General features: G+C 40.6%; 24 protein-coding genes. 13 read left to right on the forward strand and 11 right to left on the reverse strand.

Annotated features, from left to right (window positions below; genetic code table 11):
- From EHW67_RS20780 to EHW67_RS20925, 8 genes are all read left to right on the forward strand, one after another.
- On the forward strand, nt 1–857 hold an 857-nt coding region (locus EHW67_RS20780; RefSeq protein ID WP_317126879.1), incomplete at its 5' end, for a hypothetical protein.
- 147 nt (nt 858–1,004) lie between these two features.
- Nucleotides 1,005–1,739, forward strand: coding sequence for a hypothetical protein (locus EHW67_RS20565; RefSeq protein WP_202911992.1), 735 nt, complete (start codon nt 1,005–1,007; stop codon nt 1,737–1,739).
- Nucleotides 1,740–1,769: 30 nt separating this feature from the next.
- Nucleotides 1,770–2,690: a hypothetical protein gene (locus EHW67_RS20570; protein ID WP_202911993.1), complete on the forward strand. Its 921-nt coding sequence runs from the start codon at nt 1,770–1,772 to the stop codon at nt 2,688–2,690.
- Nucleotides 2,691–2,746: 56 nt separating this feature from the next.
- Entirely contained in the window at nt 2,747–2,887 is a 141-nt protein-coding gene (locus EHW67_RS20575; RefSeq protein ID WP_202911994.1) for a hypothetical protein, read from the forward strand.
- Between the two features lie 99 nt (nt 2,888–2,986).
- The gene (locus tag EHW67_RS13430; RefSeq protein ID WP_126162909.1) at nt 2,987–4,165 is read left to right on the forward strand and encodes a gliding motility-associated C-terminal domain-containing protein; all 1,179 of its coding nucleotides are present in this window, start codon (nt 2,987–2,989) and stop codon (nt 4,163–4,165) included.
- Nucleotides 4,166–4,454: 289 nt separating this feature from the next.
- On the forward strand, nt 4,455–5,189 hold the full coding sequence (locus EHW67_RS13435; protein ID WP_126162910.1) for a M15 family metallopeptidase: 735 nt from the start codon (nt 4,455–4,457) through the stop codon (nt 5,187–5,189).
- A gap of 32 nt (nt 5,190–5,221) precedes the next feature.
- Nucleotides 5,222–5,998, forward strand: a complete 777-nt coding sequence (locus EHW67_RS13440) for a M48 family metalloprotease (RefSeq protein WP_126162911.1) — start codon at nt 5,222–5,224, stop codon at nt 5,996–5,998.
- A 116-nt stretch (nt 5,999–6,114) separates the two neighbouring features.
- The gene (locus tag EHW67_RS20925; protein ID WP_317126880.1) at nt 6,115–6,282 is read left to right on the forward strand and encodes a DUF6747 family protein; all 168 of its coding nucleotides are present in this window, start codon (nt 6,115–6,117) and stop codon (nt 6,280–6,282) included.
- 102 nt (nt 6,283–6,384) lie between these two features.
- On the opposite strand, the gene EHW67_RS13445 is transcribed toward EHW67_RS20925, so the two are convergent.
- Nucleotides 6,385–6,780, reverse strand: a complete 396-nt coding sequence (locus EHW67_RS13445) for an ankyrin repeat domain-containing protein (RefSeq protein ID WP_126162912.1) — start codon at nt 6,778–6,780, stop codon at nt 6,385–6,387.
- A 241-nt stretch (nt 6,781–7,021) separates the two neighbouring features.
- On the opposite strand from EHW67_RS13445, the gene gpmI reads away from it, so the two are divergent.
- The 3 genes from gpmI to EHW67_RS13460 all read left to right on the forward strand — a co-directional run bounded on the left by gpmI (nt 7,022) and on the right by EHW67_RS13460 (nt 10,368).
- Nucleotides 7,022–8,539: a 2,3-bisphosphoglycerate-independent phosphoglycerate mutase gene (gene gpmI / locus EHW67_RS13450; protein ID WP_126162913.1), complete on the forward strand. Its 1,518-nt coding sequence runs from the start codon at nt 7,022–7,024 to the stop codon at nt 8,537–8,539.
- A 79-nt stretch (nt 8,540–8,618) separates the two neighbouring features.
- Nucleotides 8,619–9,437 (forward strand): type I methionyl aminopeptidase, encoded by an 819-nt coding sequence (gene map, locus EHW67_RS13455; protein WP_126162914.1) that lies wholly within the window; start codon nt 8,619–8,621, stop codon nt 9,435–9,437.
- Between the two features lie 166 nt (nt 9,438–9,603).
- Nucleotides 9,604–10,368: a class I SAM-dependent methyltransferase gene (locus tag EHW67_RS13460; protein WP_126162915.1), complete on the forward strand. Its 765-nt coding sequence runs from the start codon at nt 9,604–9,606 to the stop codon at nt 10,366–10,368.
- On the opposite strand, the gene EHW67_RS13465 is transcribed toward EHW67_RS13460, so the two are convergent.
- The 8 genes from EHW67_RS13465 to EHW67_RS13500 all read right to left on the reverse strand — a co-directional run bounded on the left by EHW67_RS13465 (nt 10,369) and on the right by EHW67_RS13500 (nt 17,975).
- Complete coding sequence (locus EHW67_RS13465; RefSeq protein WP_126162916.1) at nt 10,369–11,397, reverse strand: FAD:protein FMN transferase; 1,029 nt, start codon at nt 11,395–11,397, stop codon at nt 10,369–10,371.
- Complete coding sequence (locus tag EHW67_RS13470) at nt 11,378–11,737, reverse strand: Na(+)-translocating NADH-quinone reductase subunit F (RefSeq protein ID WP_126162917.1); 360 nt, start codon at nt 11,735–11,737, stop codon at nt 11,378–11,380. The genes EHW67_RS13465 and EHW67_RS13470 overlap by 20 nt, the downstream gene beginning before the upstream one ends.
- Before the next feature lie 135 nt (nt 11,738–11,872).
- A complete protein-coding gene (gene nqrF, locus EHW67_RS13475) occupies nt 11,873–13,180 on the reverse strand; it encodes an NADH:ubiquinone reductase (Na(+)-transporting) subunit F (protein WP_126162918.1) in 1,308 nt (435 codons plus the stop codon).
- 2 nt (nt 13,181–13,182) lie between these two features.
- Nucleotides 13,183–13,920, reverse strand: coding sequence for an NADH:ubiquinone reductase (Na(+)-transporting) subunit E (nqrE, locus tag EHW67_RS13480; protein WP_126162919.1), 738 nt, complete (start codon nt 13,918–13,920; stop codon nt 13,183–13,185).
- Between the two features lie 24 nt (nt 13,921–13,944).
- A complete protein-coding gene (locus EHW67_RS13485) occupies nt 13,945–14,592 on the reverse strand; it encodes an NADH:ubiquinone reductase (Na(+)-transporting) subunit D (protein ID WP_126162920.1) in 648 nt (215 codons plus the stop codon).
- Between the two features lie 3 nt (nt 14,593–14,595).
- On the reverse strand, nt 14,596–15,348 hold the full coding sequence (locus EHW67_RS13490; RefSeq protein WP_126162921.1) for a Na(+)-translocating NADH-quinone reductase subunit C: 753 nt from the start codon (nt 15,346–15,348) through the stop codon (nt 14,596–14,598).
- A 2-nt stretch (nt 15,349–15,350) separates the two neighbouring features.
- Nucleotides 15,351–16,619 (reverse strand): NADH:ubiquinone reductase (Na(+)-transporting) subunit B, encoded by a 1,269-nt coding sequence (locus tag EHW67_RS13495; protein ID WP_126162922.1) that lies wholly within the window; start codon nt 16,617–16,619, stop codon nt 15,351–15,353.
- Between the two features lie 3 nt (nt 16,620–16,622).
- Nucleotides 16,623–17,975 (reverse strand): Na(+)-translocating NADH-quinone reductase subunit A, encoded by a 1,353-nt coding sequence (locus EHW67_RS13500; RefSeq protein ID WP_126162923.1) that lies wholly within the window; start codon nt 17,973–17,975, stop codon nt 16,623–16,625.
- A 149-nt stretch (nt 17,976–18,124) separates the two neighbouring features.
- Between EHW67_RS13500 and EHW67_RS13505 the strand changes: the two genes are divergently transcribed.
- Together EHW67_RS13505 and EHW67_RS13510 are read left to right on the forward strand one after the other, a co-directional pair.
- Nucleotides 18,125–19,369, forward strand: a complete 1,245-nt coding sequence (locus tag EHW67_RS13505) for a type IX secretion system plug protein (protein ID WP_126162924.1) — start codon at nt 18,125–18,127, stop codon at nt 19,367–19,369.
- A gap of 206 nt (nt 19,370–19,575) precedes the next feature.
- On the forward strand, nt 19,576–20,451 hold the full coding sequence (locus EHW67_RS13510; protein WP_158285128.1) for a glycerophosphodiester phosphodiesterase family protein: 876 nt from the start codon (nt 19,576–19,578) through the stop codon (nt 20,449–20,451).
- 41 nt (nt 20,452–20,492) lie between these two features.
- Here the strand turns inward: EHW67_RS13510 and EHW67_RS13515 are convergent, their stop codons facing one another.
- Nucleotides 20,493–22,268, reverse strand: a complete 1,776-nt coding sequence (locus EHW67_RS13515) for a TIM-barrel domain-containing protein (RefSeq protein WP_126162926.1) — start codon at nt 22,266–22,268, stop codon at nt 20,493–20,495.
- Complete coding sequence (locus tag EHW67_RS13520; protein WP_126162927.1) at nt 22,265–23,692, reverse strand: PHP domain-containing protein; 1,428 nt, start codon at nt 23,690–23,692, stop codon at nt 22,265–22,267. The genes EHW67_RS13515 and EHW67_RS13520 overlap by 4 nt, the downstream gene beginning before the upstream one ends.
- Between the last annotated feature and the right edge of the window lie 149 nt (nt 23,693–23,841).

The following is a 23,841-nucleotide window of genomic DNA, read 5'->3' on the forward strand; positions in this document are numbered from 1 at the left end:
CCAAGGTATTCAAGGTGAGACCGGTGCGACTGGTTCTACAGGTGCAACCGGAGCAACTGGAGAGAAAGGTGATACTGGAGCTACCGGAGAGAAAGGTGACAAGGGCGATCAAGGAATCCAAGGTGAAAAAGGTGATACCGGTGCTACAGGTGCAACCGGAGAAAAAGGTGATACCGGAGCTACTGGTGCCAAAGGAGATCAAGGTATCCAGGGTATCCAAGGCGAGAAAGGAGATACTGGAGCTCAAGGAGAACAAGGTATCCAAGGTGAAAAAGGTGACAAGGGTGACACTGGAGCTCAAGGAGTTCAGGGTGAGAAAGGTGACAAAGGAGATACAGGTGCTACTGGAGCCAAAGGAATTCAGGGTGAAAAAGGTGAAACCGGAGCAACCGGAGCCAAAGGTGACAAGGGTGACACTGGAGCTCAAGGAGAACAAGGAGTGCAGGGTGAAAAAGGTGAGACTGGTGCTACTGGTGAGAAAGGTGAAACTGGAGCCACTGGTGAAAAAGGAGATACTGGTGCTACAGGTGCGACCGGAGCCAAAGGTGATAAAGGAGATACAGGAGCTAAAGGAGATCAAGGTATCCAGGGTGAGAAAGGTGATACTGGAGCCACGGGTGCTACAGGAGCCAAAGGAGATCAAGGTATTCAAGGTGAGAAAGGTGAAACTGGAGCTACTGGTGCTACAGGTGCAACCGGAGAAAAAGGTGATACCGGTGCTACTGGTGCTACAGGAGCCAAAGGTGATAAAGGAGAGACTGGTGCGACCGGAGCCAAAGGAGATCAAGGTGAGCAAGGTATTCAAGGTGAAACCGGAGCAACCGGAGCAACCGGCGCTCAAGGAGAACAAGGATTAAAAGGAGACACTGGAGCTACTGGAGCAACTGGAGAAAAAGGTGAAACTGGAGCTCAAGGTGAGCAAGGAATCCAAGGTGAGAAAGGTGAAACAGGAGCACAAGGTGAGAAAGGAATCCAGGGTATACAAGGTGAAACTGGTGTAACAGGTGCTACTGGAGCCACTGGTGAAAAAGGTGAAACCGGCGCTACTGGAGCCACTGGTGCAACCGGTGCCAAAGGAGATCAAGGTATCCAAGGTGAGAAAGGAGACAAAGGAGATACCGGTGCTCAGGGTGAGCAAGGAATCCAAGGTGAGACCGGTGCAACGGGTGCAACCGGAGAAAAAGGTGATACCGGTGCTACTGGAGCAACGGGTGCTACTGGAGAGAAAGGAGATACTGGTGCAACTGGAGCCAAAGGCGACCAAGGTGAGAAAGGTGAAACCGGAGCACAAGGCATTCAGGGTGAAAAAGGTGACACTGGTGCTACTGGTGCGACCGGAGCCAAAGGTGACAAGGGTGACACTGGAGCTCAAGGTGAGCAAGGAATCCAAGGTGACAAAGGAGATACGGGAGCCCAAGGTGAGAAAGGTATTCAAGGTGAGAAAGGTGATACTGGAGCAACTGGCGAAAAAGGCGAAACTGGAGCCACTGGAGCCAAAGGTGCAACCGGTGCTACAGGTGCTACTGGAGCCACTGGAGCCACTGGCGACAAAGGTGAAACCGGAGCTACTGGTGCTCAAGGAGCCCAAGGTATCCAGGGTGATAAAGGTGATACTGGAGCCAAAGGTGATAAAGGAGAGACTGGTGCGACCGGAGCTAAAGGAGATCAAGGTGAGCAAGGTATTCAAGGTGAAACCGGAGCAACCGGAGCAACCGGCGCTCAAGGAGAACAAGGATTAAAAGGAGGCACTGGAGCTACCGGAGAAAAAGGTGAGACCGGAGCTACTGGAGCAACAGGAGAAAAAGGTGAAACTGGAGCTCAAGGTGAGCAAGGAATCCAAGGTGACAAAGGAGATACAGGAGCCCAAGGTATCCAAGGTGAAAAAGGTGAGACCGGAGAAAAAGGAGACAAAGGAGATACCGGTGCAACGGGTGAGCAAGGAATCCAAGGAGAGAAAGGCGAAACTGGAGCCCAAGGTGAGCAAGGTATTCAAGGTATCCAGGGTGAAAAAGGTGATACTGGAGCCAAAGGTGACAAGGGTGACACTGGAGCTCAAGGAGAACAAGGAGTTCAGGGTGAGAAAGGCGACAAAGGAGATACTGGTGCAACGGGTGCAACTGGAGAGAAAGGTGATACCGGAGCTACTGGTGCTCAAGGAGCCCAAGGTATCCAAGGTGAAAAAGGAGATACAGGTGCAACGGGTGCAACCGGAGAAAAAGGTGAGACCGGAGCTACTGGAGCAACTGGAGAGAAAGGCGAAACTGGAGCCACAGGAGCCCAAGGAATCCAGGGTGAAAAAGGTGACACAGGTGCAACTGGTGCTACAGGTGCGACCGGAGCCAAAGGAGACCAAGGTATCCAAGGTGAAAAAGGTGATACTGGAGCTCAGGGAATTCAGGGTGAGAAAGGTGATACTGGAGCTACTGGCGCAACAGGTGCAACCGGAGCCCAAGGTATCCAAGGAGAGAAAGGTGATAAAGGAGATACCGGTGCTACTGGAGCCACGGGTACGACCGGAGAAAAAGGTGAAAAAGGAGACAAGGGTGAAAAAGGAGACACTGGCGCCCAAGGTCCGGCCGGAGAAGATGCCAAAGGGGGATCGTTTGTCCGTAATATTAGAACTACCAGTTCCAGTACCACCTTGGCTAGCGATGATTTCACCCTCATTGTTTATGGAAAAAATGATGTAATAACGCTACCAACCCCGTCTTCATCGAACCTTGGACAGGTTTATGTATTGAAAATAATGGAAGATGCTGATAAGAATAAGACCAGTATTAAATACATCAATGAAAAAGGAGACAGGGAAAATAAACTAGACAAAAAACACACCTATTGGCTTCAAAGTGACGGTAGTAATTGGCATTTAATTTTCGAAGGAAGCTAATAGCGACTTTAATAATATTAAAAAAACTCTACTCAAGACAAAGGAGACAGATAAGTCTTCTGGATATTAGGAAGAGGTATTAAAAATATAAAAGGAGTAATGAACACCATAAAGTATATAACCACTATCTTCATTCTGGCTGTGACATTGTTAGGCCATAGCCAGGATGCAGTGCATAATTATGGCAACATGCAAGTTCATGAGTCGGCCATGGTGGGCTTTCATATGGATGTAATCAACGATGGGACTTTTGATGAAAATTTAGGTTTGGTAGGGTTTTATAACGAAGAAAAGACACTTTCCATTTCAGGCGCCTTCTCCCCTGTTTTTTACGATACCGAAGTTTCAATTGAAGACGGACTCTATCTGGACATTCCAGTAGAAATAAAAAACAACTTTAATTTTATAAACGGAAATCTATATACTCCAAAAGATCGGTCCAGTGCATACCTAAAATTTTCCGAAAACTCCTTTTTTGTTGGGGAGGGCAACCGTACAAAAGTAGACGGCTATGTGTCCGCAGAAAACAAGGAGAATTTTACATTTCCCGTAGGTGATGAGGATCGTATTCGTTCTTTGAGCATCTCCACTACCGAGTCCCAAAACACTTTTAAGTGTGCCTATTTTTTTGAAAACCCCAATAGTCCTTTGTCCATGGATAACAATTTTAATACCAGTACATTGGACCTAAACGTCTCTGGGGTTAGTGACAAGGAATTCTGGCGATTGGAAGGGTATGCCCCTGTGAACGCCACCCTAAGCTGGGATGATTACAGTAATATTGGAGGACTGGGAGAATACATTAGTGACCTCACCGTAGTGGGTTGGAGCAAAAAACAATTGAAATGGATGAATTTAGGAAATACGGCACTGGAAGGATCATTTTCCTCTGGGTCTATTACTTCCGCAACCTTTATTCCGAATGAATATGAAATTATCACCATTGGGGGAGCTATTGACATGAACGAAACACTTACCACTATAGAATTAGGTAATTACTTCTTGACCCCTAATGGTGATGGGAAGAACGACTTTCTTGTTATTGACGGCATCGCAGAGTCTCCCAACAACCTGCTTCAAATCTTTAACCGCTATGGGGTTTTAGTCTATTACAAGGAAAACTATAATGATGAATTTGAAGGGCTTTCCAATAGGGATATGGTGGTAAAGGGGAATATAGGCTTACCTTCAGGGGTGTATTTTTACATCATAGTTTTAAAGGATTTAAAAATAAGACATCAAGGATATTTATATCTATCACAAACGGTAAAGAATTAATTTTTCTTTATGTTCTTCCATGTAATTCTTAAAATTAATAAGTTGACCCTAAGCTTCTAATTTAACTCCCCACAATGGCAAAATACACAGTTCTCACCTACTCTATCCATTTAAGCAATTGGGAGAGAAGCAAACCCAAATCTTATTTAAAATGAGTACCTTTATAGTTTACGATCAATTCAATTATTGCACCTTTTGCCTCAAAGTAATCCTATAATTTAAAAGGTGGCAGTATTTTTGTAATCAATAAGTTAATTGGATTGCGTTGTTCATAATTTATTAGTGCCTTATGCAAAGAAGATCTTTTATTAAAAAAAGTAGTTATGCCGGATTAGCCTTATCCATAGTGCCCGGAATAAGCCTCTCACAAGAAACAGAATATTCCATCTCGGAATTAATGGGCAAAGAGGACATTAAACTCTATGGTAAGGACATAAATTTAAGAAAAGCAGCTCACGACTCATTTTTGGAAATGAAAAAGGCTGCTTATAGTGACGGTATGGATCTTAAAATTGTATCTAGTTATCGTAGTTTTTATCGTCAAGAGGCGATATGGGAACGCAAGTATCTGCAATATACCGAAGATAGGGGCCTAACCAAATTGGGGGCCATTGAAAAGATAATTGAATACTCTACTATCCCCGGTACAAGCAGGCATCATTGGGGAACCGATATTGATATAATTGATGGTTACCCTAGAACCACAGGAGACGTTTTGGTTCCTGAAAAATTTGGGGAAGGGGGGCCATTTGAATTACTAAAAAAATGGATGGATGAAAATGCCAACAAATATGGGTATTACCTAGTGTATACCGATCATCCCAAAAGAAAAGGTTTTAAGTACGAACCATGGCATTACAGTTACGCCCCTATTTCCATTCCAATGTTAAAGGCGTTTAGAAGAAAAAACATTTTCAAATTAATTCTGGAAGAGGACATCATAGGCAAAGAAAATTTTACCTCTGGTTTCTTAAAAGGCTATATCCAAAACAATATGTTGGATATAAATCCAAAACTGTTATAAGCACTCAACCTATCTTTAATTACCATTAAATAATGAGAAGGGGAAGTTGGAAAATAAGAATATTTATAGGGCTGGCCATTGTTGCATTTGCCTATATCCAACGGTGCAGTAATAAAGAAGAAAATCCCTATACCGGAAGGATCCAGAACATTGACATGAGTACAGATCAGGAAATCGCCATAGGCCTGCAAAGTGCCCCTGAAGTTACCCAACAGTTTGGAGGGCTTTATCCTGATGAACGCCTACAATCCTTTGTTGACCAACTAGGTCATAAATTGGTAAACAGCAGTATCGCTAGGGAAACCCCCTATAAATATGATTTCCATTTGTTGGCCGACCAGCAGACTATAAATGCCTTTGCCCTACCGGGCGGACAAGTATTTGTCACCTATGCCCTATTCTCCCAATTAAACGAGGCCCAACTCGCAGGAGTTCTTGGCCATGAGATAGGTCATGTTATAGGAAGACATTCCGCTGAAAGGATTGCCGATGGTAACTTCTGGCAAACCGTTACCATGGGGGCTTCCGTTGGTGCGGATGCTGGGGATATAGTTGCCCAAATTGGCCAAAATACCTTATTGACCAATGGAAGGGAAGATGAATTGGAAAGTGATGAATTGGGAGTACTCTTAATGTTACAAGCTGGTTACGACCCTAATGAATTGATTACTGTAATGGAAATATTAAAAGCCGCAGCAGGACCAAATAGGGTACCCGAATTTCAAAGTACCCACCCCGACCCAGAAAACAGAATAGAAAAGATTAAAGAGGCCATTGCCAAATATAGAAACGGTAAGAATTTAAATTAATTTACGCAAAACACTGAAATTCAATAGTTTTTAGTATCTTGCAGCAGATCCCAATCTTCTAACCGTCCCAATTTAACCCTTATAGCTTTGATTTATAAACACTTAAATGAAACTATATGGGAACTTTATTACATTTTAAGAACATTTATTTAGAGGCATTCGAGAATTGTAAACCAGAAATTGTTGTAATCCTTTTAAAGATTTACTCGGTTTTCTGTGTTGCAATGTTAACTATGGCACTTTATGCATTTTTGTTTAGGGCCTTTACAGGATTCGAATTCTAAAAGTCAGATTTGCTCTTTTACTTGAACACTATAAAAGCAAATTTAATCCATAAAAAAACCTATCGAAAATCGATAGGTTTTTTTATGGACCACTACTTTCTATTAGCTCTTAAGACTTAGATTTATTATCTCCAGGGCTTCCTTGGCATTGGATAATTCGGCGTGCTTTTTGGCATTGAAGCCTTTGTCACATTTGATCTTTAAATCTGCCCCGTTTGCTATAAGAAGCTTCAAAATTTCGGTTTTATTATACCGAGCAGCAAAAATTGCAGGAGTTTTTCCCATAGATTTTTTGTTAACATCCTCCCCCAACTCAATTAATCGCTTTACCGTTTCAATATCCCCTTGCATAATTGCCTTGCAGAAAGAGCTAATATCATCTGCCTTTACCATTAACACTGCTTCATTAACAGAATTAAAGGTAACACTACTTTTGGCCCATACCGCGCTAACGCATAGTGAAAAGGCCATGACTGTTGTTAAGATCGTTTTTCTCATGATGAATAAGATTTAATTGATGAATTATGAATAGTTTTTGATTACTATAATAGACTTCAACAAGATCAATTTGTTTCACACATATAGAAGTTATAACATAATTTTAACAGAATCCTGCCATTTAAAATAGTTGTACACGAAACATAAGCTCCCTTCTTAGTGATTTTTAGTAAAAAGGTGTCCAAAATCTTAGCAATACATAGGCAATAGTTTTATTTTTGGCATGAATAACAATCATATTATGAACAAGAAAGTAATTTTAATGATTTTGGATGGCTGGGGTAAATCTCCAGACCCCAAAGTTTCCGCTATAGAAAATGCAAATACCCCTTTTATAGATTCACTGTATACCAAATACGCCAATTCCAATCTTCTGACCGACGGCATGAACGTTGGTTTACCGGAAGGTCAAATGGGCAATAGTGAGGTAGGTCACATGAATTTGGGAGCAGGTCGAATTGTGTACCAGGATTTGGCCAAAATTAATTTGGCGATAGAGGAGGACACCCTTAAAGATGAGCAAGTCTTAAAGGAGGCTTTACAATACGCTAAAGAAAATGACAAACCCGTACACTTTTTAGGACTTTTAAGTGATGGTGGGGTTCATAGCCACACTTCACATCTAAGAGGCCTAATTGATGCCAGTGAAAAATACGGTCTCAAAAACACCTATATTCACGCCTTTACGGATGGTAGGGACGTTGACCCTAAAAGTGGAGTTGGATACATTAATGCCCTAAACGAATACTGCGCCGATAAAAACGCAAAATTGGCCAGTGTAATAGGTAGGTATTATGCAATGGACAGAGATAAAAGATGGGAACGGGTGAAAATGGCGTACGACTTGTTGGTTAACGGGGTTGGCCAAAAGACAGCCAACATAGAAGAATCTGTTTTGGCCAGCTATGAATCTGGAATTACGGATGAATTTTTAAAACCTCTTTTGCTTACCGACGAAAATGGATCTCCGCAATCTGTCATAAAAAATGGAGATGTGATAATCTTTTTCAATTTTAGGACAGACAGGGGTAGGGAGCTTACCCAAGTACTTAGTCAAACCGATATGCATGAACATAATATGCATAAATTAGACTTGTACTATGTTACCATGACCAACTACGACGACTCGTTTAAGGGGGTAAAAGTGGTTTACGACAAGGAAAACATAAAGGATACATTGGGAGAAACCTTGGCAAATGCCCAGAAAAAACAAATTAGGATCGCCGAGACCGAAAAATATCCCCATGTTACCTTCTTCTTTAATGGTGGTAGGGAGATCCCTTTTGATGGTGAGGATCGTATTTTATGTCCTTCACCCAAAGTGGCTACCTACGATTTAAAACCAGAGATGAGCGCCTATGAAATTCGTGACGCCATTATTCCGGAACTGAAAAAGGGCGAAGTAGATTTTGTATGCCTTAATTTTGCAAACCCTGATATGGTTGGTCATACAGGAGATATGAATGCAGCCATCAAGGCTTGCGAAACCGTAGACAGTTGTGCCGAATCCGTAATAACTGCAGGTCTGGAGAATGGATACACCACCTTGGTCATTGCAGATCACGGAAATTGCGAAACTATGGTAAATCCGGACGGCAGTCCAAATACGGCACATACCACCAACCCAGTACCATTAATCTTAGTGGACAATGAATTAAAAAGCATCAAGGATGGTGTCTTGGGCGATATTGCTCCTACTATCTTAAAATTAATTGGTGTGCCACAACCTGAGTTGATGACAAGAAAGGCATTGGTCTAACCCATGTCTACGAGAAATAAAATAGGCCAACCTTCAAACAAGATGGAGGTTTAAAACTATTGTTTTACATTTGCATTCTATGATAAAGATCAAGAGTTTAGAGGAGATCGAATTAATGCGTGAAAGTGCATTGATCGTTAGTAAAACCTTGGGGATGTTGGCCAGTGAGGTTAAACCCGGTGTAACCACATTACAATTGGATGCCTTAGCCGAGACATTTATCAGGGATCATGGTGCGGAACCAGGTTTTTTGGGGTTGTACGACTTCCCCAATTCACTATGTATGAGCCCTAATTCCCAGGTTGTCCATGGCATTCCAAATGACACCCCAATGGAAGAAGGCGACATTATTTCTATTGACTGCGGTGCCCTAAAAAATGGATTTTATGGTGACCATGCCTATACATTTGAAGTAGGTGAAGTTTCTCCTGAAATAAAAAAATTACTTCAGGTAACCAAGGAGTCATTATATGTAGGAATCCGGGAATTTAAAGTAGGCAACAGGGTTGGAGATGTTGGTTATGCCATTCAAAAATTTACCGAGAGTCATGGTTACGGAGTTGTAAGGGAATTAGTTGGTCACGGACTTGGTAGGGAAATGCATGAAGATCCGGAAATGCCCAACTACGGTAAGCGCGGTCGGGGAAAGAAATTTGTGGAAGGAATGGTTGTGGCCATTGAGCCTATGACCAATATGGGCACACACCGTATAAAACAGTTAAAGGATGGTTGGACCATTCTTACGGCAGACGGGCAACCAAGTGCCCACTTTGAGCACGATGTAGCCATAGTGGACGGCAAGCCAGAAATACTATCTACATTTGCCTATATATACGAAGCCTTGGGGATAGAAAGTGATGAGGAATCCGAGTTTAGACAAAAAGCATTGGTCCTTTAAAACAAATAACAGCCCAATCTAGGGCTGTTTTGATTTTAATATTTCACCAACAATTTCATCTTAGACAGCAAACCAAACCCTAATTTTTTTTTCGGTCTGCACTGTTGTCTCTATATTCATAATGGTATAACCAACTAGCCTACATTGAATACGTTATATATACGGTTTGAAAAAATTATTTAAATACTTCCTAAATGCCGTCCCTAGGCCCATACTAATAAAAATAAGCTATTGGGTTAGACCCATTCTGGCATTTAGCATGCGAGGCAAGCGCTACACCGACCCTATTGATGGAAAATCGTTCAAGGCCTTTCTACCTTATGGGTACGAAAATCCACGTGAAAATGTACTCTCCCCCTCCACCCTCTCCTTGGAACGCCATAGACTTTTGTGGCTCTATTTACAGAATGAAACTAATTTTTTCAAGGAAAACTTAAGTGTACTTCATTTTGCGCCAGAGCAAGCTTTTTACAAAATATTTAAAAAACTAAAAAACATAAATTATACCACCACGGATTTAAATTCACCCTTGGCCGATGTCAAGGCCGACATATGTAACCTTCCTTTCCCGGACAATTCCTATGACGTAATTCTTTGTAACCACGTATTGGAGCATATCCCCAACGATACCTTGGCCATGAAAGAATTATACCGAGTACTTAAACCTGGAGGCTGGGGCGTATTTCAAATTCCACAAGACCTAAACAGATCAGAGACATTTGAAGACAATAGCATTACGGACAAAAAAGAGAGGGCCAGGATATTTGGGCAATATGATCATGTACGCATTTATGGGCGGGATTATTTTGACAAGCTAAGAACAATAGGCTTTAAGGTAAATGAGGTAGATTACACCAACGAATTACCTGCAAAAGACGTGGAAACCTATCGCTTGGCCAAGGGGGAAATAATCCCCATAGTTTCCAAATAATTACTCAATAACTTTAGCTTTAAATCCAGGGGTCACATATTCCATAACCTTGCCGGCTGCATCCAAATAGACAATATACCCCTCCAATTCCGCATTCCCGGTAAGTATCTCCTTTGATTTCTCCAAATCCATAGCCATAAATGCCGTAGCAAAAGCATCTGCTTTAGCACAGGTATTAGCCATAACGGTAGCAGCCAAAATATTGGAGTTTTTAGTATAACCGGATTTAGGATCTATAGTATGCACATACTTCTCCCCTGTTGCTGGATCTACCTTATACTTTCTATAATTGCCGGAAGAAGCCATAGCAACGTCTTTCATGTACACCGTTCTTCTGGAAGTCCTTACAGTACCCATCATAGGGTCATCAATAGCCACGACCCATTTTTTATCTCTCATCCTATTCTCTCCCTTGGCCACAAGCTCCCCTCCTACTTCTATCAAATAATCTGTAATACCCTTATTTTCCAATAAAACCGCTATTCTATCTACAGCATATCCCTTGGCAATGGCATTAAAATCGAAATAGATATTTGGGTTGGCCTTATAAATCCTATTATCGGATGTCATTTCAACCTTATCAAAACCTACGAACTCTAGCAGACTATCTACCTTTGTGCTATCCATTCTTAGCTCTTTTCCCGGTCCAAAGCCCCAAGCATTGACCAAGGTTCCCACAGTAGGGTCAAAATAGCCATCTGTTGCCTTAAAGACATTAGCAGACAGTCCAAAAACTTCTTGGAACATCTTATCCACGACAATCGTAGCATCGCCTTGGTTAATTTTGGAAATATCTGAAGTAGGCACATAGGTAGACATGGAACGGTTCATGGCCTGGAAAACAGAATCAATTTCCTTTTCATAATCCAATTCTACCTTAGCAAAATAAATAATGCTGTATGAGGTTCCCAAAGCTCCACCAGTAGAGTGGTTTTTCACCCAAACGTTGCCATTGGACTTACATCCTAAAAAAAAGATGGCAACCAAGCAAAGTGAAACAGCGTAAAATCTATACTTTAATAAGTCCATCGTATTCCAAGATATAAGCTTCGTTTAAATAAACCGGTAAGTTTCTATCCTCGGCATTATAGAGGCCTACTCCGGCATAATAGGCTTCTGCATTTTGTTTTTGTGCGTGGTCCTTGATTTTATCCATAAGGAAGACGTCATAATCTTTGGGATCATTAGGATATGTAACACTTCTGACCACAATGAAATGCAATTTTTTATTTTTTAGACAAACAAACTGCGGATTCTTTTTAGGCTTACTGTTAACACCCATAAACTCAAATCCATCGGCTTCCAACTGCTTGCCAACTATATTCATTGCCAAATTGTGCAATTCCTGATCTGTTAAAGCTTTACTCATTTATTCTCACTATTGAATTTTGGATAAAACAATCACTGCATTAAACTTATAAAACAAAAAGACCTGTCAAGTTTTTAAAGCTGACAGGTCTTTACTGCTGGACCTATAAGGCCTTATCTATTTAGAGATTGATTGTTAACCTCCAAAGTCATCAAATCTAATATGCTCATCAGGGATACCAAAGTCCTCACCCATCTTTTGCACCGCCTTGTTCATCAATGGAGGTCCACAGAAATAGAGTTCAATATCCTCTGGAGCCTCATGGTGATCCAAGTAGTGTTCAATTACACAGTTGTGGATAAAGCCTACAAAACCATCACCAGGTGCATCAATATTTTCCTTCACTTTCCAGTTGTCCTCTGGTAGAGGCTCTGACAAGGCAAGATAAAACTTGAAATTAGGAAATTCTTTCTCCAGTTGGTAGAAGTGATCTAAATAGAACAATTCCCTCTTAGATCTACCACCGTACCAGTAAGTCACTTTTCTATTGGTCTTTAAAGTTTTGAAAAGGTGATAAAGGTGCGATCTCATCGGGGCCATTCCGGCTCCCCCTCCAACGTACAACATTTCAGAATCGGACTCATTGATAAAGAATTCACCATAAGGTCCTGAAATGGTAACGGGATCACCTTTCTTAAGGTTAAAAATATAGGATGATGCAATTCCAGGATTAACATCCATCCATCCATTTTTAGCTCTATCCCAAGGTGGTGTAGCGATACGCACATTCAGCATAATTTCCCTTCCTTCTGCAGGATAGGACGCCATTGAATAAGCCCTTTCCACAGTTTCCGGATTTTTCATCACCAAAGGCCATAAATTAAATTTATCCCACTCTGCCTGAAACTTGTCCGGTGTCTCGTGCTCTTCAGGGTGAGCAGTAATATCGATATCGGAGTACTTAACTTCACAGGCAGGGATTTCAATCTGTATATACCCCCCAGCCTTGTAGTCCATATCTTCAGGGATTTCAACAACAAATTCCTTGATAAAGGAAGCCACATTATAGTTCCGTACTACAGTACCTTCCCATTTTTTAATACCAAATACCTCTTCAGGAATGGTTATCTCCATATCCTGCTTCACTTTTACCTGGCAGGCCAAACGGGCCCCGTGGTTTAATTCCTTTTTAGAGAAATGAGGGGTTTCTGTTGGCAAGGCCTCTCCACCTCCAGACAGCACGTGACATTCGCACTGAATACAGGTTCCACCTCCACCACAGGCAGAAGGCAAGAATATTTTCTTGTTACCCAAAGTGGTCAATAAAGAACCTCCAGAACCAACTTCCAGTTTCTTTTCACCATTAATGGTAATGGTAACCGGTCCAGATGGTGATAATTTTTCTTTGGTAAACAGCAATAGTGCTACCAATAATAAAAGCAATACCATAAAGGCCACTACCGTTATTACTATTGTTCCAATTGTGCTTGTAGCTAAAATCATTTCTACTCGTTTATTATAGCGTTATTAAACGAAACCGTATTCTCTTTGGCCTCCTCGATAATTTTTTCTTCTTCCGATGTCTGAACAGTGTTTTCTTCTCCCTCTTTAGGAGCTTCGTCACCGCCTGTCAACATACCTCCAAAACTCATGAAACCTATAGCCATAAGGCCGGTAGTAATAAAGGTTATCCCTAATCCCCTTAATGGGGCCGGAACATTTGAATATCTAATTTTTTCGCGTATTGCCGCGATGGCCAAAATAGCCAAAAACCAACCGATTCCAGAGCTAAGGCCATAATTAAAGGCCAACCCTAAAGATTGAATATCCCTTGATTGCATAAACAAGGATCCACCCAAAATAGCACAGTTCACCGCAATGAGTGGTAAAAATATCCCCAAGGAGTTATAAAGTGCCGGTGAAAATTTCTCCACAACAATTTCAACCAGCTGTACCATAGTGGCGATGGTTGCAATAAAAAGGATGAACGACAAAAAGCTAAGGTTGTAATCTGCATATTCAGGTCCTAACCACTCCAAAGCCCCATCTCTTAACAAATATTGATCTAACAACCAGTTTAAAGGAACCGTTACTGCGAGTACAAATATCACCGCTGCACCAAGACCTACGGCTGTAGTCACTTTTTTAGAAACGGCAAGATAAGAACACATTCCTAAGAACGTGGCAAACACCATATTATCTATGAATATGGATTTAAAAAATAATTCTACATGTTCTAACATAACATTCTATTCTTATTGTGACTACTAGTTTTCTTCTATTAACGCCTTGTTCCTTGAACGCTGAACCCAGATTATAAGTCCTACCACGATAAGGGCCATTGGAGACAACAACATAAATCCGTTGTTTTCATAGCCAATAGCGTACAATCCTGTTTTTGCAATAGGATCTCCCAATACTTTATAACCAAGCAGGGTGCCAGAACCCAATAACTCCCTAAAGAATCCAATAATAACCAATATTACCCCATAACCTGCTGCATTCCCTATTCCGTCCAAAAAGGACCTCCATGTTCCATTGGCCAAGGCGAAAGCCTCAAAACGCCCCATAATGATACAGTTGGTAATAATCAGCCCCACGAAAACCGAAAGTGTTTTACTAAGCTCATAGGCAAAAGCCTTTAAAACCTGATCCACTATAATTACCAGTGTTGCTACCACAACCAACTGTACAATAATTCTAATTTTGGAGGGTATAATATTTCGCATCAACGAAATTACCACGTTACCCACACCCATTACAAATAGTACGGAAACGGCCATTACAATAGAAGCCTTTAATTCTGCGGTAATCGCCAAAGCCGAACAAATCCCTAGTACCTGAATGGTTATTGGGTTGTTATCCGCTAATGGATCTAATATAAGATTTGCATCTTTTTTTGAAAGTAGTGCCATTGTTTATTTATTAGTTCTTATGGTTTCCAAATAGGATTTATAAAGGTTTACGCTTTCTTTGATCATTGCGGATAGGCCATCACCAGTAATAGTTGCTCCGGCCAAAGCATCAACTTCGTTATCGTCCTTGATTTCGTTGGTAGGATCGTTATTACCTTTGGCAACAGCTATTCCTGCATATTCAGTTCCGTCAAGTATGGACTCCCCTTTAAAGTCGTCCATAAAATAACGCTGTTTAATATTTGCACCTAAACCTGGGGTTTCTCCCTTATGATCAAAAAATACACCCTGAACGGTCATGGTATCATCCAAGGCCACAAAACCCCAAATAGCATCCCAAAGACCTTTACCTCTCATGGGAATAATGTAATATTTCTCACCATCCTTCTCTCCAATGAACAAAGGAAGTTTTCTAGTGTTTCCGGCCTTGGCTGCAGTTTCCTGCTTTTTAAGGTCTATCAAATAAGCCTCATCGTTTTCGGTAATTTGATCACCTTCAATAACAAGTTGTTCCTTAATATACTTATCAAATTCACTGGCAACCTTATCAGTAGATACAAAATTGACACTACCCTCGTCCTCGTTTTCATTTACGCCCATGGCATAAAGGATATTCTGCTGTTTTTCCAGCCTTTCGTTCTCCTTTATCTTACCGCTAAGTGAGGAGGCAAAAAATGCCAATAGTGTCCCCACAATAACCACCATTACTACGGCAAAGATTACCGTATAACTATTTTTTTCTGTATTAACTGCCATAATTATACTGTTTCTGCTTTTAATTCTTCCGATTTCCCCTGGCCATCGCTAGGCAAAATGGTAGCGTTTTTAGCACGCTTTAATCTTTTATTTACATTTCCTCTTATCACATAGTGATCTATTGTAGGAGCAAAAACGTTCATTAGCAGTATAGCCAAGAATACTCCTTCTGGATAAGCCGGGTTGAATACCCTGATCAAAACCGAAATAAACCCTATGAAGAACCCATAATACCACTTCCCTTTATTGGTCTGGGCACCCGTTACAGGGTCGGTTGCCATATACACTATACCAAAGGCCAGACCTCCAACAAGAAGGTGCTGCCAGAAGGTGAAGTTCATTAATTCATAAAATTTACTAGTCTCTGTTATTACCCCTGCGTCTACTACAACATTAAAAATAAGTCCCATGACCAAAGCTCCTACAACGGCGCTCACCATGATTCTCCAACTGGCAATTTTACTATATATCAAGAAAAGTCCGCCCAAGAGTATAAGAATAGTAGAAGTTTCCCCTACCGACCCTGGGATAAATCCAAAAAACATATCGGCAACAGAGTAGCTCATTTCGGTACTTTTACCTTGTGCAAGAAAACCTAAAACAGTTTCTCCGGAAATAGCATCTGGACCACCGGCCCTTTCAACCGCCTGATGAACCCAAACCTTATCACCACTCATCCATGTAGGATAAGCAAAGAACAAAAACGCCCTAATAGTAAGTGCCGGATTTAAAATATTCATTCCCGTACCACCAAACACCTCTTTACCGATGACCACACCAAATACTACGGCTACAGCCAACATCCACAATGGGGTATCTACAGGTACAATCAATGGAACCAACATACCGGTAACCAAATAACCCTCCTCTACCTCATGTCCTTTGATCACGGCAAACAAGAATTCAACCGCAAGTCCAACCACATAAGAAACAATTACCAAAGGCAATACAGTCCATGCCCCCATGATAAAGTTGTCCCAGGTTAGAAAGTTTCCAAATAAGGAAGCTTGCCTAATAACACCATTTGCAGCATCTACAGCTGCATAATGCTGATAACCGGCATTGAATATCCCAAATATAAGTACAGGCACCAAAGCCATGATCACCGTGTTCATGGTACGCTTCAAATCATCCACCACACGCACGTGTGAACCAGAGTGGGTAGTCTCATTAGGAGCATACAAAAAAGTATGGATAGCATTAAATGCAGGGGCCATTTTCTTGCCCTTATACTTCTCCTTTAAATTATGCAAATTATTTTTTAAGCTCATCTTTTATCCTATTTCTTTATATAATAAATCCAACCCTTCCCTAATAATCTGCTGATGGGGCTGTTTAGAGATGCAAATAAATTCTGTGAGTGAAAAATCCTCAGGAGCCACTTCATAAAGACCCAACTGTTCCATTTCATCCAAGTCTTTTACCATACAAGCCTTTAGAAGCTGTAAAGGATAAATATCCATTGGAAAAACCTCTTCGTACAATCCGGTAACCACAAAAGCCCTATGCTCACCATTGGTATTGGTATCCAAATCATACTTCTTCTTGGGCTGCAACCAAGAGAAGGTCAACGCCCTAGTAGGGGAAACCTTATTGAAGACAGGCTTGTTCCATCCAAAGAACTCATAATCATCCCCTTCTGGAATAGCTGTCACCATATTATTATAAAAACCTAGGTAACCATCCGGTTTTGTTTTGGAACCTGTTAGAACATCACCATTGATGACCCTAAAATTTTCCGTATTAACACCACTGGCATATAAAAAGGTAGAAATTTCCGATCCTATAATAGTAGAATAATATTTTGGAGCTTTTACGCTAGATCCTACCAAGGCAACAATCCTTTCTGGATTAAATTTACCACTTAACAAAAGCTCACCTATAATAACTAAATCCTGAGGAGAAACGGTCCAAACCACTTCACCTTTGTTTATTGGATCTATCTTATTTATCTGTGTTCCTACCAAACCAGCGGGGTGCGGCCCTGACACTTTATGAATTTCAGCATCTTTTATATTGGAAAATACGGATCCCCCGTCTTTCCCTATAGACACATGCACCTTACCGGGGGTCAATTTGCCCAAGCCTGTAATAGCTGCCTGCAATTCCTTTTCTTTACCTTTTAAGGTATAATCCAAATCTGCAGCCATAGGACCAGTAGCGTAAGCAGAGATGAAAATAGCCTTGGGAGTCACTGCCGGATTGGCAATAATATCATATGGTCTTTGCTTTATAAAAGGCCAACAACCAGATTTCAAGAGCAAAGCCTTAATTTCTTCGGCTCCAGCATTTTCTGGCGACAAAGGCGCATGTGAAACAAATTCCTGGCTTTTATCTGCCAAAATTTTCAGTGTCAAAATTCTTCTCCTGGCACCTCTTACCACCTCTACTAGCTCCCCGCTTACTGGGGACACAAACAGCATGTCTTCCACATTTTTATTGTAAAAAAGTGGTTCTCCCGCCTTTACTTCGGCGCCCTGTTTAACTAACAATTTGGGTGTAATTCCGTGAAAATCCTGAAGATTAATTGCGTAAACATTACTTAGAACAGCTTTGGAAGTAGTCTTTTCCGCCTCACCTATAAGATTAATGTTCAAGCCTTTTTTAATTCGGATGTCTTTAGACATATTTAGTAGACCTTAGGTTATCAAAATTTCGAGCAAATTTACTACTTAATAAAAAGTTTTCATAATTATTACTTATAAATTTAGGGATTAAACCATCCAAGCCTATTTAGCCTTGGTTTTTGCTTACCTTTACTGGAAAATTTCGACAAATGCGATTGAATATTTACACCGTTTTAGTCCTACTTCTAGCCCATTTTAGCTACGCTCAGGTACAAATGGAAGTCAACCCACCAGAAAATATTAAATCGATAGTATTCAAAGGCAGTACAGACGACCAATTTCCGGTAGTACCTCTTGGGGAATCCGTATTTCTTGAATTTGACGACCTTCTTGCCAATGAGCAGGACTATTATTATAAGATTGTACACTGTGATTATGACTGGACCCCTTCCTCTCTTTTAAAATCACAGTACCTAAACGGTTTGGACAATGAACGGATCGTAGATTACGAGAATAGTTACTCCACACTACAGCCCTATTCCAACTATCAGCTTACGCTGCCCAACGAAAATACAGGACTAAAGGTAAGCGGTAATTACGTATTGGAAATATACAACAGCTACAATGAAATTCAATTTTCACGGAGATTCGTTGTTTACGAAGACCAGTTGACGGTAGGGGGCGTTGTAAAAAGATCAAGGGACTTTTCATACCTCAACGAAAAACAGGTGGTACAATTTACCATCAATACCAATCAAGTTAATTTGGTGGACCCAAAGAAGGAAGTTAAGGTCGCCATTATACAAAACCACCAATGGCCATCTATTATCAATAATATACCCCCCCAATTTATTTTAGGAAGTGAGTTGGTTTATAAATATGACCAGGAAACCAGCTTTTATGGCGGAAATGAATATTTCAATTTCGACACAAAAGATCTACGGGCTCCAAGTTCATCAATATCACATATTGAATTGACCGATCTATACCATCATTATCTGTTCACGGATTACTACAGATACGACAGACCTTATACCTATTACCCGGACATTAATGGAAACTTTGTGGTACGCACCCTGCAGGGCGATGACAGCTCCCGAGAAGCGGAATACAGCTACATTCATTTTACACTTCCTTATAATGAAGCACTAGGCCTCAATGAAGTCTACGTCTATGGCAAGTACAACAACTATGACCTAAGCGAAGAGAACTTAATGACCTACAATAAAGAAACAGGCAATATGGAAGCGATTATTAAAATGAAGCAGGGTTTCTATAATTATAAATATGTAATAAAAAAGGACGATGGCGCTATAGATATGAATACCATTTCAGGGAACTATCATTTTACCGAAAACGATTATCTTATCTTGGTATACTATAGAAATTTTGGGGATTTATACGATAGTATTATAGGGGTAGGATCTGCCAATTCCAGAACTATTACCAATTGATCTTTAGGTATACCTTTTTATCGCGTCTTTAACCCTAAAGTTGCTAACCACCAACGCTAAGGGATTCATCAGCATAGCAAAATTAAAGAAAGGGAACAATAGTAGACATTAACATTTGCTTAAACGTATAAACAAAAAATCTTATTATTTTGCACCAGAATTAACAAAATAGATACATACTCCTTATATAAACACATAACATGGAAATGAACAGCAAGCGTAAACCAATTTGGTTTAGAGTAACTTTGATCTTTATACTTCTTCTGGGCTTTTTTGCCACTGCACAAAATTCCCAACTAGACCTACTTCTCAATGATTACAACAACCATCCAGAGCATATTTTAGTTGCAGCTCATAGGGCCACCAATCCACATTATCCAGAGAACTCACTGGCCGCAATAAAAGAAAGTATTGCCATAGGGGTCGATATTGTTGAGATCGATATTAGAAAAAGTAAGGACGGGGAGCTTGTAATAATGCACGACAAGACTATTGACAGAACAACCAATGGCAAGGGACGGGTTGACGATTATTCCCTGGACCAACTAAAGCAGTTTAACCTAATGTTCCAAGGCAAAACTACAACTGAACAAATACCCACCTTTGAAGAAGTACTACAATTGACAAAGGGTAAAATACTACTTGATGTAGATTTTAAACTGGAAGATGAGGCATCGGTAAAACAAACCTATGCCCTAATTGAAAAATATGGAATGGAAAACCAAATAATATTCTTTCTATATGACTACCCTGAAACCCCACAATTTCAAAAATTGAACAATGACATTTCTATTATGCCAAGAGCCTATTCTAAAAAAGATATCCGTGCCATTCGTAAATTAGATGACATCTCCATTATTCATATAGATGAGAGTTATTATACGAAAAGGACCATGCGCCGGCTTATCAATTCCGGATACAGGGTATGGATAAACGCTTTGGGAAAATATGATGAGATGGAGAGGATCAAGAAAAACAGTGGTTTTGATTCCCTATTAACCAAAAAATATGTCAACGTTATCCAAACCGATTTACCAAAAGAGCTTCTGGACTATCTTAGGTCCAAGGATCTACATCGATAATCCCTAGGGGTGTTCTTGGGTTGAATATGAATGGTACTTGATCAGAACTTTACAGTATACCCACCTTCACTGTATTCCGCGCTGTTCTTTATGATTATTTTTTGATCAAGATCTTCATAATCCCAAAATTTACCCCTTTCTAAAATTTCGCCGTCCAAATAGATTTCCTTTGGACTTATTTTAGAGTGTACTCTAAGTATATGCGGAATTTTGGTTCCACGCAAAGAAAGTTTACACCCATAATTGGTCTTTAGATAGGATATATTGGTTTTCCCTGCTCCATCTGTGTGATAGTAAACAAAGCTATTTTTATTCTTAGGGTACACTAAAATAGTGACAAACCCTTCTGAATTGGCATCACCAAAACCAGTATAGGCACGTTTAATCCTTAAAGGCACAATTGCACCGTCCTTGACAAATACCGGGAATTCGTCCATAGGGAATTCCCTATCCACTACAACTCCCCCTTCCAGCAATTCCCTATCTGCAAAAAAGTACCTCCAATTCCCCTTTGGCAGGGAAACACTTCGTTTCTTAGAATCCATATAGATGGGGGCCACCAAAAAATCATCACCAAACATATAGTGGTATTTACCCTCTTTCAGAGGTGTCTGCAATCTTCTTCCTCCTTTATTGGCCATTACAACATAGTGGTACATATAGGGCACCAATTCTGTATGCAGCCATGAGAATTTGCGTATCACTTGCAACTCCTCCTTACTCCTTTTCCACAATCGCCTTTCCCCATGTCCGCCATTCATAAAAAGACCACAAAAAGTAGAGAACTGCGCCCACCTTATATATAAACGGGGAGGAATGGTCTTTCCAGAAAATCCAGCGATATCGGAACCTATAATATTATACCCCAGATCTGCACTTTTTAGGATACTCTCAATGGCCGACTCAAACCCTTGAATTCCATCCAAAGCAATATCTACTTTTTCATCCTGGCTTTCAGATATCATTTCATCCGTCACCCATTTGTGCTCTTGATCGCCCACCCAACTAACAGGAGAGGCGTCAATGGGCGAAAATCCTTCTGGATGAAAACTGCGATCTATTGACCGGGATAGCGTAACAAACTCCGGGTTTTGTCCAAGTCCATGTAAATATTCGTCCCTATAATAATGATCCATGTAGGTTCTGGTAGACATTAGTCCTTTGGAGGCACTTTTATAAAAAAATGGAATACCCCCCAATTTACTCCAAAATAGTGTTGCTGTTCCGTCCAATTTCCAACCATCAACCCCCAAATCAAAAACATTCTGTTGCATTCCCCGCCACCATTCCATAGCTTCCTTACTGGTGTAATCTATAAAACCGCCTCTACCCTTCCACCATTTGTTGGGACTATCCGATTGTACCAAAAAACCATTACCCATAGCCTGGTTAAACCAATCTTCCGAATCTTTAATTTTTGTATCCTTGCTAGCACTGTTCACCATGGAGGTCATCCATAGCACCACCCTGTATTCATTATCCTGTAGTTTTTTAAACCACTTATAGGGTTGTTTATAAAGACTGGTGTCTATTTGAAAATCATTATAGCGCAAAGACCATGGACTATCTATGAGTATCGTACGCACCGGAATATCATGCTTTTTGTAGCCCTCCAGCAACTCATCCACATAATCGGAAGTATTAACATCATCTTCCCAAAGCCAACATTCCAAAGCCCATGACGGGGTCAAAGGTGGGTTACCATGTCGCTGTTTGTTAAAAGGCATGCCCCACACCGGAAGAATCCAATAAAAATAGGTTATTACACCTAATAATAGCAGTACCGCAACACTTATAAGTACCCCTTTTCTTTTCATTTTTTAACTTTTCTAAAGAAGCGTATATACATAACAAAAAGTGAATAGCCCATAAAGACACTACCAATGATCAATAGCAGGGAACTATATTCTAAAAAGAGATCACTATATCCCTTTACCGCATTGGCACGGACCCAATAATAAAACCCCAATGCAACCAAAAACAAGGCACTTAACAACCCTGCTATGGCGATTTTTTTACGCATGGGAACAAAATATCTCCTTCTAAAATTCCACAACAATTGAACCAGTATTAACCAAAAAAACCAAGACAGAACCTGATACAAATTAAGGGTCCTAAAGTAATTTATCAATGTTATAAACGGACTAAATACAAGATTTGAACTATCATAATATGGCCGGTCATTATACATCAATACCTTTACTTTATCCTGATCCCTTGCCCGAAGCACCTCAAGAATAGCATTCTCCCTTGAAACAAGATCCATTTTATCCCAATTAGGTATGGTAAAGGCGTTCCAAATGGCACAGGCACGACCATATCCATGGAAATCCAACCCTCCTACCATAAGTAGGTTGTGGTCCTCGCAATACTCCTTTAGTTCGCGGAACAACTCTCGATCATAATATAACTCCTTGCCTACATTTTCTATTTCAAAGCCATCTACCCCAAGGTCTTTATAGAACTCTTTTGCCTTACCTTTTCCATCAAACCAATGATTTACCAGCACTGCACCTCCATATTTATGCACCAAGTTTACTATCACGGAATCAGGTTTGCCCTTGGTTTCAAATGTACCCTTGAGTCCCAAAAGACTCATATGGTTAGATCCTGAATGCTCCTGACCTACCAAAATCAAGGGTTCTGGAGGCAACTCCCTTCTTCTTTGCCTCTGCGAAAATTCCAAAGTCTTGGCATAGTTGGCGTGATCTGTTATGAAAAAGGCATCAAAACCATTTCTCCTATGCCATTGCCACATTTTTTCCTGGGACATTAAGCCGTCATGACTAAACTCGGTATGGGCATGGGTAGTAACCAACACCTCGTTGTCCGTATTATTAACAATGGTATTATTGGGCAATGGAAGAAAGAGAATAACCACAAAAATGGCGAAACAAATACCAATCAACAAAGGCAGGTTACCTAAAAACAATAAGACCCTCCTACTTCTCTGCCCATCAGAAATAGTGCTACGTACCTTATAAAGACCATACAGTACATAAAATGTCACTATCCATCCTAGGGCAATGGGTAATTCCTGTAATGGGTAAAGGGAGCGGTTCAAATACAATAACACTCCCAACACAGGTTCAAAAATGACTCTAACAATAGATATCTGTACCCCGTAGCCGGGAACAGACTCCAAGGTGAGGGCATTAATTATATGTACTGGATATTGAAATATAGTCGCTAAGATTGCGATTACCGCTAAAGGAAGCACAACAATATATTTTTTAACCATATCTCAAAAAATCCTTAAATCTTGACCTTATTAAGTATGGCTACCAAGCCTACACTTCAACCTAGGCCTTTTTGCTCGGGCAACTGTAGGCAACTTGCCAGTAGATAAATAATATCAAAATAGACCTGCCTCCAAAAAACAAATACAAA

This window comes from Arenibacter aquaticus, from assembly GCF_003957295.1.
Classification (GTDB): Bacteria; Bacteroidota; Bacteroidia; order Flavobacteriales; family Flavobacteriaceae; genus Arenibacter; species Arenibacter aquaticus.